Source organism: Providencia sp. Marseille-Q8014 (assembly GCF_965112055.1).
Genome location: NZ_CBCOPT010000001.1, coordinates 1,745,604 through 1,758,727, shown reverse-complemented (window position 1 = coordinate 1,758,727; position 13,124 = coordinate 1,745,604). Strand labels below are relative to the sequence as shown.

At 40.1% G+C, this 13,124-nt stretch carries 9 protein-coding genes; 2 read left to right on the top strand and 7 right to left on the bottom strand.

The features are described from left to right. Positions 1-103: 103 nt before the first annotated feature. From ACWPW6_RS07655 to ACWPW6_RS07635, 5 genes are all read right to left on the bottom strand, one after another. Positions 104-790, bottom strand: coding sequence for a DedA family protein (locus tag ACWPW6_RS07655; RefSeq protein ID WP_154624024.1), 687 nt, complete (start codon positions 788-790; stop codon positions 104-106). A gap of 47 nt (positions 791-837) precedes the next feature. After that, positions 838-1,653, bottom strand: a complete 816-nt coding sequence (gene truA / locus ACWPW6_RS07650; RefSeq protein ID WP_154624023.1) for a tRNA pseudouridine(38-40) synthase TruA — start codon at positions 1,651-1,653, stop codon at positions 838-840. After that, positions 1,653-2,663 (bottom strand): aspartate-semialdehyde dehydrogenase, encoded by a 1,011-nt coding sequence (locus ACWPW6_RS07645; RefSeq protein ID WP_154624022.1) that lies wholly within the window; start codon positions 2,661-2,663, stop codon positions 1,653-1,655. Before ACWPW6_RS07645 ends, truA begins: the two co-directional genes overlap by 1 nt. Before the next feature lie 94 nt (positions 2,664-2,757). Beyond that, positions 2,758-3,888: a 4-phosphoerythronate dehydrogenase PdxB gene (gene pdxB / locus ACWPW6_RS07640; protein WP_247046786.1), complete on the bottom strand. Its 1,131-nt coding sequence runs from the start codon at positions 3,886-3,888 to the stop codon at positions 2,758-2,760. Positions 3,889-4,014: 126 nt separating this feature from the next. Next, positions 4,015-4,809: an AraC family transcriptional regulator gene (locus tag ACWPW6_RS07635; protein WP_154624021.1), complete on the bottom strand. Its 795-nt coding sequence runs from the start codon at positions 4,807-4,809 to the stop codon at positions 4,015-4,017. 99 nt (positions 4,810-4,908) lie between these two features. Between ACWPW6_RS07635 and ACWPW6_RS07630 the strand changes: the two genes are divergently transcribed. Both ACWPW6_RS07630 and ACWPW6_RS07625 read left to right on the top strand, forming a co-directional pair. Continuing rightward, positions 4,909-5,838, top strand: coding sequence for a DMT family transporter (locus ACWPW6_RS07630; RefSeq protein WP_154624020.1), 930 nt, complete (start codon positions 4,909-4,911; stop codon positions 5,836-5,838). A gap of 298 nt (positions 5,839-6,136) precedes the next feature. Continuing rightward, a complete protein-coding gene (locus tag ACWPW6_RS07625) occupies positions 6,137-10,804 on the top strand; it encodes a tetratricopeptide repeat protein (RefSeq protein WP_250000337.1) in 4,668 nt (1,555 codons plus the stop codon). 87 nt (positions 10,805-10,891) lie between these two features. Here ACWPW6_RS07625 and ACWPW6_RS07620 read toward each other — a convergent pair whose 3' ends face one another. Further along, positions 10,892-12,325, bottom strand: a complete 1,434-nt coding sequence (locus tag ACWPW6_RS07620) for a sensor histidine kinase (protein ID WP_163861103.1) — start codon at positions 12,323-12,325, stop codon at positions 10,892-10,894. Beyond that, positions 12,322-12,990 carry a transcriptional regulator TctD gene (gene tctD, locus ACWPW6_RS07615; RefSeq protein ID WP_154624017.1) on the bottom strand — a complete coding sequence of 223 codons (669 nt, stop codon included), beginning with the start codon at positions 12,988-12,990 and terminating at the stop codon, positions 12,322-12,324. The genes ACWPW6_RS07620 and tctD overlap by 4 nt, the downstream gene beginning before the upstream one ends. Positions 12,991-13,124 lie beyond the last annotated feature (134 nt).

Genomic DNA, 13,124 nt, shown 5'->3' with positions numbered 1-13,124 from the left:
TGTCGTAAAGATTACTCAATTCCTTCAGGTAAAACGCCAGTATGTTATTTTGTGCCATTAAACCACAATGAAACTTCACTGTGGATAAAAACTTTTTAATCCGTTATGGATTACCATTTTTTTGTGCAGTTACACGTTTTTCTTTTGCCGCTTTACGGCGATGACGAATCACTTCAATCACCCCCGGAAGAATTGAGATAAAGATAATAGCCACTATCAATAATTTCAAATTCTGTTGTACGAAGGGTAAGTCACCAAACAGATAACCTGCATAAGTGAATGATAATACCCATAATAACGCACCTGTCACATTATAAAAGGCAAAATGACGATAAGACATTTTTCCCATTCCCGCAACAAATGGTGCAAACGTTCGAACAATAGGCACAAAGCGCGCTAAAATAATGGCTTTACCACCATGCTTTTCATAAAAAGCATGTGTTTTTTCTAAATAAACACGTCGGAAAATTTTCGAATCAGGGTTCTTAAACAATTTTTCGCCGAAAATTCGTCCAATCGTGTAATTAACCGCATCACCAATAATCGCTGCTGTAATCATTAATGCGACCATTAAATGAACATTTAAATCGTTGCTATCGAGTGCAGAAATTGCCCCCGCGACAAAGAGTAGTGAATCCCCAGGCAAGAATGGTGTTACCACTAACCCCGTTTCACAAAATAAGATCAGAAATAAGATACCGTATACCCAAGTTCCATATTCAGCAACTAACTCTGCGAGATGGACATCGATATGCAAAATAAAATCGATTATAAAACTGATAAACTCCATAAAAACCCTCATTATGAATAGCATCCGTGCTATGTATAAAATTAGATTTACATCAGTTCGTCTGCTAAGAAAACCGGCCCCATGGTATTTTGAGGCAAGGCAAATTTTTCAGGATAATCCACTGCAACTAAATACAAACCATCAGCCTTCGCAGTTGCTGCGGCTTTTGTTCTGTCTTTAAGTTCTAGCAATTCAGCCATCCAGTTAATATCCTGATTTCCGCAACCAATCTCCAGCAAACTTCCCACAATATTTCTGACCATATGGTGCACAAAAGCATTTGCTTTAATATCCACCACAACATAATTGCCGTGGCGAGTCACTTGCACATGCATCACGTTACGCCAAGGGGTTCGTGATTGGCACTGCACTGCTCTAAAGGACGTAAAATCATTTTCTCCCAGTAGAGCTTGTGCCGCTTCATGCATTCTTTTTTCATCAAGTGGATAGTGAAAATGCGTGACTCCACTCGATAAAATGGCAGGACGATAACGATGATTGAAAATCACATAACGGTAGCGGCGTGCCGTCGCGCTAAACCTTGCATGAAATTCGTCATCAACAGGCTGACACCAACGAACCGCAATATCCTCTGGCAAATGGGTATTTACCCCCATTGTCCAAGCAGCTTCTTTGCGAATGACAGGTGAATCAAAATGCACCACTTGCCCCGTTGCATGCACACCTGCATCTGTACGGCCTGCACAAAATACATGAATAGGATGGTTCGCCACTTTCGATAACGCTTCTTCAAGGCAACCTTGAACGCTCTTTACCTCTTGTTGACGTTGCCACCCATAATAACGACTGCCATTGTATTCGATGCCTAATGCAATACGAGACAACTGCGTTGAATCTGACATCAGTAAAACAGCTCCTGAGCCAGCTTTTCAGCGGTTTCAACGGCCATTAATGCACCACCAAAGCGTACATTATCGGCAACAGACCAAAACTGTAAAATTTCAGGCATACCATAATCGTTACGGATACAGCCAATGCTTAAGTAATGATTACCAGAAGCTTCAGTCACCTGAGTCGGGTAATCCCCCTCCTCTGAGACCTGAATATCCTCAAAACGTTCAAGTTCATCTTGAGCTTCTTCAACACCTACCGGACGTAATGTCTCCAGATATACCACCTGTGCATTTCCATAGAATACAGGAGACTGGATAAAGCTCACCGCAACAGGGATCCCTTCATCTTGCAAAATTTTACGTACTTGATCGACCAAACGGCGCTCTTGTTGCACACTCCCTGCGGTATCCGCCAGCATTGGCAGCATATTAAATGCTAATTGTTTATTAAATCGCCCCTCTTCCGCTGGGATACCATTTAACAAACGTGCACTTTGTCCCGCCAACTCATCCACCGCCGCTTTACCATAAGAAGAAACAGACAGCATGTTAGTTAACGTGATACGTCCAAGGCCTGCGGCCTCAATCAATGGTTTGATCGCACTTAATAATTGACTGACATAGCTATCTGCTAACGAAATAATATTTCGGTTGCGATAATCCGCAAGAACATGTGGATTGACGCCGGGAACCACTAACGGCACATCTGGCTCAAGTGCAAATACACCACTCGCATCAATCACAATACAGCCTTCTTGTGCAGCAAGCTCTGCATATCGCAAACTCGCTTCTTCCCCAGCAACAAAGAAAGCAATTTGAGCTTGTGACCAATCAAAATCGGCAGCATCTTGCACCCTGTAGCTTTTACTATTAAAACGAATGCTCTCCCCAGCCGTTCGTTCGCTCGCTAACAGATGTAATTCGCCAACAGGAAATTCGCGTTCTTGTAATAGTGCTAAAATAGCTTCACCAACAGCACCGGTGGCGCCTAATAACGCAATATTCCAACCTTCAGTCATTGCTGTTTCTCCAAAAAATATAACTATTAAATGAAATCATCCATACGTATTAAATGAAAGGCAATATACCCCTTTCTCGTAATATTTAAGAAGATCACTTAATCAAATGTGCATTAAAACCCAGTGCGGTTAATTGAGATACCGTTTGTGGATCATCACAACTGACTGTCAAAGATGACCATTCACGACGTTCTTGGTAGTGTTTTCGTAGCTTGTCAAATTCACCAGGTATTGCGGCGACTTCACGTAATGCTGCGTCATCACGACGCACATCATACACCAGATGCACCAACCTTTTGAGTTGGCTTTGCGTTAATTTACCCTGAAAAGTGATAGCACTCATTTCAGGAATAGGTAGTAGCGACGCCAGTGCAATACTATCCGGCTGCCCCAAAAATTGGCAATAAGCTTCATAGACTTGCGTGGTACCGCGGGCTTTACCTTCAAGAGTATAGCCGGCAATATGCGGTGTGCCGATGTCAACCCACTGCAATAATTCTGTATCCAGATTAGGTTCAGGCTCCCATACATCTAACACGACACTTATTTTTTTGCCTTGCTTTAACAAAGCTAATAAGGCTTGATTATCAACTACTTCACCACGGCTAGCATTAATTAAAATGGTGCCGTCACGTAAATGAGATAAACGCTGAGCCTCCATTAAATGGTATGTCTTATCGGCGCCATCCATATTCAGCGGTGTGTGGAATGTCAGTACATCTGCTTCATTCAACACGGTTTCTAAAGGTAAAAAGTCTCCTGTGTCTCCACTTCTCGCGCGGGGAGGATCACACAATAGTGTTTTGACCCCCCAAGCCGATAATCGCTGAGCTAGGCGACCTCCAACATTTCCGACCCCAATAATTCCTACCGTTTTGTCACGTAAATCAAAATGATCACGCTCAGCTAACATCAGCAGTGCCGAAAAAACATATTCCACAACCGCAATCGCATTACAGCCCGGTGCTGACGAAAATGCGATATTGGCTTCATTAAGCCATGCCGTGTCGACATGGTCGAAACCGGCCGTGGCAGTACCAACAAATTTTACTGGCGTTTCATTCAATAACGCACGATTCACTTTTGTAATCGAACGAACCATTAATGCATCCGCGTCCAGCAATTCCGCTTCAGGTACTGGACGACCCGGTACAGCTTTAACCTCACCCAGCTTACTAAACAACTGCTGAGCATATGGCATGTTCTCATCAACCAAAATTTTCACTTAATTAGCCCCAATATCTTTATTCGTACCATTCTCAACGAACAAATTATTTTATGGTTGTTTCATTTTATGACCGCGTATTTTGCCACGTTCCGAGTCTATTGCCTATGAACGATTACTTGTGTTTCATTCATCTTTGGCTCGAAAACGGTCTGGTGTCACTCCTGATATTTGTTGAAACATCGCAATAAATGCCGAAGCCGAGCTGTAGCCAACATCCAGTGCGACTTCATGCACGCTTTTACCTTGCTCTAGTGCAGATACCGCATGTAAATAGCGTAACCGCTGCCGCCATTCACTAAATGACATCCCCAACTCTTGCTGACATCGACGTGATAATGTGCGTTCTGAGGTATAACTGCGTTTAGCCCAATCCGCCAATGTTGAGTTATCTGCCGGATCTTTTTGTAAAGCATCTAAGATTGGAGATAAAAATTTATCTTTTGTGATAGGAAGATACGTTTCTTGGCATGGCGAAATCGAAAACTGATCAATTAATACACTTGCTAAACGAATATCTTCATCCGTTTGAGGTTCAACCACGCCTCTCTGATAAAGGTCACTCATAATCGTTTGAAAAATGGGGCTTAACTTGATAACACAAGCACGCGATGACAGTTTCTCACTGAAACGTTGTGCAAAATCGATAATGCGAAATTTCACACTCTGTTTATTAAAACTTGCGTGTTGCGTATTAGCAGGGATCCACACACAAAATTCGGGTGGGGCAAGATAGTGTTTTCCTTCAATCTCCATCTCCATGATCCCACATACCACATATAACAATTGACCAAACGGATGAGCGTGAGATTTATATTCACTCTGCGTATCTATTTGTTCATGGCGTAAGGCAATAAAGGAAGGCTCAATAATATTGCACTCACTAATAAGCCTTGTTGGTGATTTTTGCATTTGTTGCATAGATGTTGTCTGAAAACCGTTATCGAATGTCTGGTTATCAGTATATATAAAAAATCTGACAAAGGTATACTAGCACCACTCATTAGGGAGAAGCTGTTAATGAAAAATTTATTATTTCCGCTGATTGCGGTTTTACTTTGGTCAATGAATGCGATAGTGAATAAAGCCGCGGCAACTGCTATCGATCCTGCCGCAATATCCTTTTACCGTTGGGCGTTGGCGCTGCTTGTCATGACCCCCTTTGTCTTACGTTCAGTGCTACGAAACTGGAAAACCGTGAAAAAGCATTGGTGGCAATTAGCGATTTTAGGCGCCCTTGGTATGATGCTCTATCAAAGCTTAGCGTATTATGCGGCTCATACTGTCAGTGCGACCTTTATGGGGATTATGAATTCCCTGATCCCATTACTTACCGTGGTAATTAGTATTTTTGTACTCCGTGTTATTCCAACGGTTGGGATTTTTATCGGTACTTTATTATCACTCGCTGGCCTTACTTGGTTAGTCAGCCAAGGCAACCCAGCCGCTCTCTTTTCTCAAGGTTTAGGTACTGGTGAATTATTAATGCTCATCGCCTCCGCTGCCTATGCGCTCTATGGCGTATTGACTAAACGTTGGGCGATTCAATTATCGAGCTGGGATTCACTTTACGTTCAGGTTTTCTTTGGTGTTATTTTGTTGATACCAAACTTTTTATTAGCCGACGACGTGACCTTGAATCGTCATAATATCGGCCTAGTTGCTTTTGCAGGAATTGCCGCTTCTATTCTTGCACCAGCATTATGGATCCAAGGTGTGATGCGTTTAGGGGCAAATACAACCTCAATTTTTATGAACTTAGCCCCTGTATTTACAGCTATTATTGCCATCTTTGCCCTCGGTGAAGAACTGAAGAGCTACCATCTGATTGGCGGTGGAATTGTGTTATTGGGTGTCATGCTTGCCCAACAGCTACGTACACCGCTGACACAGCTTTTCAAAAGTAAGAAAAAAATTGAGCAGGAAAAAGATTGCTTAAACGATACCTAGCAGTAAAATTAAACCTCAAGCAATGCAATGTCGTAATTCATATGCCCCACACTTGTGGGGCTATGTTTTTCAATCAACATATTCTTAGCCACTCACTTCCTTTGTCCTTTCTTTTATCATTTTATGATATTTGTCCATAATAAATCAGCATCAATGGTTTATCCTTGAATGAAAATTTCACTTAATATAGCGTTCTTTTTTTAGTTAGACCTAAATTCATTAAACCAAATATGACAGGCTGATATTTAAATAGAATTTTTCTGTTCGTGAATAAAGATCAGTCACAATAGGAATAATAATGACTAAACGCGTTAAAATTGTGTTGATTGTATTCATCGCTATTTTTGTTATTTCAGGGCTGCATTTAATTCAAAAAAAGGCAACTCATTCCGCTCAGATGGGTTACCAATTATATTATGATGGGGATTTTGCCTCAGCATTTAAATATTTTAATCAGCGGGCACACAGTGACCCACAGTCTGCGTTTAGTCTTGCAATGATGTACTGGAATGGTATTGGTACAGCCCAAAATAAACCACTGGCGATAGAATGGCTAATCAAATCTGCTGATCAAAATAATCCTAGTGCCTTGTACAATTTAGGCTATTTTCGTTATTACAAACAAATAGCTGACACCCCGAATGATTTATATGGACTGACATCATTAAATAAAGCCGCTGACCTTGGGGTATTAAATGCTCAAGAACTATTAGGAATAATTTACCTCGATAACCAACATACACAGATTAAAAAAGATTATGAACTTGCTCGATATTATTTTACGCGAGCAAGTCAACAAGGCTCACGGCTCGCCAAATATGGTAGTGCGGGTATCGCTTACCAATATGATAAGGATTATCAAAAAGCCGTTAGTCTATTGGAGCCTTTGATAAAGGATAACTTCGCTATCGCCGCGCTATTGCTCTCACACATTTATCGTGAGGGGGGTTATGGCATAGAAAAAAATATACAGCTTGCTGATAAATATGAACAAAGTATCCAAGATGCTATGCAATACTTCGATTTTAATCAATTATATTTAGAAGCCGCTCCCCTCTCTGTACAGGGTTATCTCACTCCTAAAGAGCAAAATAGGCAACGCCAGCAACTTGAACAGCGCGCGGCTGAAGGTGATGACAGTGCCTATTATACGCTGTTTGAAAGGTTCTACTCTGGCGATGGTTTTCATAAAGATCTTCTTAAAGCTATCGAGTATTTACAACCTTTAATCGAGAAAAAATCGCCAAAAGCCCTCTACCTACACTATGTAATGACAAAGTCAGAACCGCAATACCTTATTGATGCCGCTAATGCAAACTATCCAGATGCCGTCTCTCAGCTCTACCAGATATATTCTGGTCATATTCACGATATTCATTTTAAAACTAATCGAGAACTCGCTGATAAATATCTCGCCATATCCGCTGATTTGGGAAATTTAGATGCAATCCTTGATTTAATTAATCACTCGCTTAATCACTACCATTTTCCGAATAAAGAACTGAATGCCATTGTCACAAAATATACGCTTGAAGGGCTCAATCAGTTTCCGAGCTCAGCGGAAATGCTCATCACCGCAAGTGGCGTGTACGGTAATAAACGCACTGACCTTTATGATCCTAAAATATCTTTTGAACTCAATGCAAAAGCTCGAGATTACTCATCTGAACCCGATATTATCAATCAATTAGCTGATAAATATGCCAATGCGATTGGTACCCAAAAAGATCTCACCAAGGCGGTTGCTCTCTTTAAACAAAGCTTAACTCTTAAGCCAGAAAAAAATATAGCGAGCATTAAATTAGTACAACTTTATTATGATGAACAACCCGTTAATGGCCTAGATGAACAGTTTATCCTTTCACTTTTGAAAGAGGATGCCAATCCACCCTATTTATCAAAATTAGGCTACTATTACGCCGACTACTTACTTCAACAGGATCCACAAAAAAATCACGCGCTAGCTTTTCAACTTTATGAAGTGACCAGTAAATACTCCGGCAAAGCCGCGCTCCATTATGCAAACGCATTATTTAAATACCAAACTGGACAAGAAGAGGCGGCCTTAAAACAGATTATTAATGCTTTCGAATACCACAAATATGATCGTTCACTGAATGAAAAAGAGCTTCACGATGCATATGCCCTCTTATTTAATTACGGTATGCATCATCCAAAAGCCCAAGAATTGGTTATCGCCTTTGCATTGAATGAGCACAATGCCGAAGCAACAGCACTTGTTGAATCATTAGTAGGAAAAGATGCGCATATCACTTATTTATATGCAATAAATCATCTTGCCAAAATTCAAGATATCAGTTCAGCAACAGAGAGTGAACTTAAAACCTATTTCAATCTGCTTTTACAGGCTTCAGACTTGGGGAGTATTGATGCCACCATCTATATTATCCATAACCTTGATGACATTAACTATCAAAATAGTCAGCCTTATAACAAGACAAAGTTTATGTCCCTGACAGGCTTAACTCAGAAAGATTTAGTGACGTGGTACCAAAAGTGCGCGGATTTAGGAAGTAACACATGTTTATTTAAACTCGGTGAAATTTACCAAAAAGGCCTATATGGCATCAATCCTGATTATGAAAAAGCGATATCTTATTACTTTAGCATCAAAACGCCTGCTAATAGCCATATGGCATCACAACTTAAAAGAATTAAAACCGACCATCGTGATTTCACTCAATTACTCGAAAAAGCCAATCACGGTGATAGTGATGCACTCTATAAACTCGCTAATGCCTATAGAAAAGGTCAATATGGGCAGAATCCGAATCAACAAATTTGGCTGAAATATCTCGCTGCCAGTGCACAGCGTGATCATCAGCAAGCATTAATAGACAGCATTCACTTTTACACTAAAAACGATCTGATTGAAAAAAACCAGAACAAAGTACTTGGTTATTACCAGCAACTCATTCAATTAGGCAATCAAGAATACGCTGATAAATTAGCCAAGCAATATTTAACCGGTAGCAAACTGGTTAATATCGATCGCTCCAAAGCTCGAAAATATTATCAAGCCGCAGGTGAAATAGGAGACTATGATATCAAATTAATGGACAATTTTGATATTTATCTCAATGTGATAGATGATAGTCTATTAGCCAAATATGAACTTGCTAATGCGTATTTATACGGTTTTGGCACAAAACGCGATATTGAAAAAGCCGTTTATTATTTTGAACAAGCGGCTAACGAAAACCATGAGCAAGCAATTAATCAGTATATAAGCCTACTCCAGAATGGTTATTATGATCATGAGGAAAAAAAGTGGCTGTTACTTCCTAATTGGCAAGACGCAATTATCTGGTTAAATAAATATCCAAATTCAGAACATGCTGCTGACAGTATTAAATTCTTTAATACCACCGTATCCCCCGCCCTAAATGGTGATACTAAAGCCTATTTTAATATAGCTAATTGGTATCAAGATAATATGCAAAGCCAAGCTGCCCAAATATGGTATCGCAAAAGCGTTGATGCTGGTGATGTACGTGCTATTCCATACCTTGATAAGCTATTAGCGAGGGATGATTATGAGACAAAATATCAACTTTACCAACAGGGCGCCGAAAAAGGTGATATCTATTCACAAGTTCAGCTAGCTTGGTTTGATTTGAATAATGCCGAGATAAAAACATATTCTGAGCAATACCAAACAGCGATTAAATACCTTAATCAAGGTTTAAAATCGAGCGATACGCAAATATCACAGTCTGCTTTTGACTATTTAAGTACGCTTTATCATCAGGGGATTAGTGATAAAAGTAATCAGCAACTACACCCAAGTGATAATCAGCGCTACCTAGCCCTATTAGAAGATGAAGCAGCTCAACGCAATCAAGCACTGATACAGTTATACAACTATTATAATAAACGCGATCCGGAGAAGGCATTAGGTTACCTAAAAATGGCTTATGAAAAAGGCTATCCGACAGCAATGGAATACTTATATCAAGCCAGTTTTTCTAATGAGAATTGTCAAAACAAACGTTTTGATGAAAATGCTGCCACGTTGTATTTAACTCAATGGTTAGAAAAAAGTCATTTCTCAGGCAATGATTATTACCACACGGACAGCCCTAGTGCACTTATAAATAAACTAGGTGATGTCTATTTTTATGGAAACTGTGGTGTTAAAAAAGATCTTGATACTGCGATTAAATGGTATGAAACCTCTTTAGAATACCGTGGTCATCAAGCTATCAATAAGCTTTATGATGCTTATCTTGAAAAAGGTGATGCTAAAAAAGTTTATTATTATGGCTTAATGGCTGGGAAAGATATCCCTGAGATAAAATTGCTTAATACTCTCTCTGATACCGAACGCGAAGCCGTTAAAGCTGAATATGAGCATCAACAAAATGAACAGCAGTATGGTGATTATCGAGATGAAATTATCGACAAACAGCAGAAAGCAGAAACAGGTGACGCCTCCGCGGCTTATTCATTAGCCATCATTTATTCACGAGGTACCCAAGCACCTTTCGATCCCGTGAAAGTTGTTTACTATTATGAGTTATCAGGTAAAAACGGTAACGCGGATGCCTACAATGCGCTTGGCCATCTCTATCTAAATGAAGATGACCTTAATTTTCCAAAAGGTGTTCAAAAGGCGCTCTATTATTTTGACCTAGGGGCTAAGTTGAATGACAGTAACACGGCTCATCTGGCAGGCGATTTACTCTATTTTGAGAGAGATGGTATCGAGACAGATTACGCTCGTGCCGCCCAATATTATGCAATGACTGATTTAGAACAAGGCATACATCATGCTTTAGCAAAATATAAACTCGCAGAATTGTATTACCATGGTTTAGTCGGTTCAAAAAGTAAAGAAGACCAGCAAAAAGCCTATGACTACCTACAGTTAGCCGCGAAATATAAAGTTCCCCATGCAATAAAAGCATTAGAAGAGTGGGATTTTAAACAAATAAACAAATAGAACATTCACGATTAGGGGGAAACTCTCCCCCTAATGCATTGGCTATTTTCGCTAAAAATCAGACAAACATTCTCAATAACATTTGTATTATTTTTTGCCCAGCTCTTTACTGGTTTGAAAAACAACTCGGGCTAATAATCCACCTAGCTCGTTTCCTTTCAAAAGTTGTAATTCTGTACCATGGTAAATGGCAATGTCTTTCACTAGAGCCAGTCCTAACCCTGAACCTTCAAGACTCAATGCATTATTAAGACGAGTAAATGCTTCCATTGAACGGTTAATTTTTTTATCTGGTATACCCGGTCCTGAGTCTTCCACTTCTAATATGGTGTACTTGTTATCTTCACTCAATGACACCCGAACAGTCACAATACCGTTATCAGGGGTATATTTAATGGCATTATCGATGAGATTCGCACACATTTCTGCCAATAATATCGGCTCTCCTTTAATCCATGATTGCTCTTCGCCTTCATAACCAAGATCAATTCCTTTACTTTCCGCTTGCCCTAAGCGAGTAAAACAGGCTTGTTGGGCTAATTCAACTAAGTTAATTGCGCTATATTGACGAATCGCTTCTTTTTCGTGCGCTTTTAAACGCGCTAACTGTAATAAGCGATCCGTTAATATAATCGTGCTGTCTAAGGTGTTGTTTATAGCCTGCAAGCTTTGCTGCCGCTGCTGTTCATCATCACTATTCAGCGCCACCGAAACCTGTGTTTTTAAGACGGTTAAAGGCGTTTTTAATTGGTGTGAAGCATCCGCGCTAAAGCGCTCTTGTCGCTTTACCATTCTTTTAAGCCTTTCAATATAGCGATTTAATGCATCAACAAGCGGTGATAACTCTGACCATGGCAAAATATCAGGGAATGGCGTTAAATCATTAGCCGAACGTCCCATCATCAATTGAGATAGATTTTTCAATGGTGTTAATAACTTACTAAGTAGTAAATACGCTAATACTAAGGTGAGAAAAACGACGGTGCCTTGACTCATTAACGAGGATATTAATAATTGTCTAGCAAATTCATGGCGTGAAGAAACCGTTTCGGCAACACGGATCTGCACCATCCCCATCATCCCACCTTCATTAACTGGTTGGTAAAACGTGGCAACTCGGATAGGTAAGCCTTTATATTCGGCATCATAAAAATAGACAAGCGCTGTATAGTGTTGAGAACGCATCCAATTAGGTGGGATCTCAGGTAAATCATCATAGCCTGAAATAGTCTTCCCATTAGGTTCAATCACTTGATAAAACAGACGGTCATTAATATTACGTTCAAAACTGTCTAAAACAACATACGGGACATCAACAATCAAATGACCATTTTCTACTTTTAATCGCTCTGCAACAGTACGTGCCGATGCGAGCAAGGTTCTGTCGTATGCTTGGTTAGCTGCATTTTTTGCACTGTAGTAGTGGGTATATACTGTAAATCCCCCTAATACAATGAGGGGGATACCGAAGAAGAGCAGCAACTGATGAAAGAGAGAGCGTGGATGAGAGACTAATTTCATACACTACACTGCTCTAATCGGTATCCTAATCCGCGAAGCGTATTGATATTGACATCGGTTCCCGAGAGTTTTTTTCTTACACGATGCACATAGAGTTCAATACTCTGTAAATTGGCTTCCTCTGATAATGAAAACACCTGTTCAAATAATTGTGTCTTTGACACTGGCCGTCCACGACGATGAAACAAGGTATTCAATACGGCAAATTCTCTTGGCGTTAACGCTAACGGTTCTAACCCTATTAAGAAATACCCTTCTTCATGATAACAAAGTGAACCAAAACGTTGGGGTTCATTAACTTGCCCTTGGCTACGTCGTAATAACGCTCTGATCCGTGCTTCTAGCTCAGATAAATCAAAAGGTTTAGTAAGATAATCATCCGCCCCCGCATTTAATCCTTTGACTCTGTCAGAGACATCTGAGTTTGCTGTTAGCAACAACACAGGGGTCTCTTGGCCCCGTTTTCTCATCTGTGCGAGCACATCTAAGCCACTGATTCTCGGCAAAGAAACATCCAATATGACTAACGAATAACTTTCCGTCTGTAATAGCTGGTCGGCAATTGCACCATCACTCGCAATATCAACCGCAAAACCTGTCGCACTCAGTGCTTTTTGCAACCACAATGACAACTCATCATGGTCTTCAACTAATAATATCCTCATTTGCCATGCTCTCAATTCATCCCATGATAAATATACGTTCGCATTAACCCCTGAGAAATGAAATGCTTAAGTGCAATATTTTCAAGCTGGTTCACAAGAATACCCATAAACACAAATTAACATTAAATTAACAA

Bases quoted from the DNA above. Each gene is read 5' to 3' on its own strand.
- truA (WP_154624023.1), bottom strand. From the start codon at position 1,653: ATGTCAGATTCAACGCAGTTGTCTCGTATTGCATTAGGCATCGAATAC.
- ACWPW6_RS07625 (WP_250000337.1), top strand. From the start codon at position 6,137: ATGACTAAACGCGTTAAAATTGTGTTGATTGTATTCATCGCTATTTTT.
- ACWPW6_RS07655 (WP_154624024.1), bottom strand. From the start codon at position 790: ATGGAGTTTATCAGTTTTATAATCGATTTTATTTTGCATATCGATGTC.
- ACWPW6_RS07630 (WP_154624020.1), top strand. From the start codon at position 4,909: ATGAAAAATTTATTATTTCCGCTGATTGCGGTTTTACTTTGGTCAATG.
- ACWPW6_RS07620 (WP_163861103.1), bottom strand. From the start codon at position 12,325: ATGAAATTAGTCTCTCATCCACGCTCTCTCTTTCATCAGTTGCTGCTC.
- tctD (WP_154624017.1), bottom strand. From the start codon at position 12,990: ATGAGGATATTATTAGTTGAAGACCATGATGAGTTGTCATTGTGGTTG.
- ACWPW6_RS07645 (WP_154624022.1), bottom strand. From the start codon at position 2,663: ATGACTGAAGGTTGGAATATTGCGTTATTAGGCGCCACCGGTGCTGTT.
- ACWPW6_RS07635 (WP_154624021.1), bottom strand. From the start codon at position 4,809: ATGCAACAAATGCAAAAATCACCAACAAGGCTTATTAGTGAGTGCAAT.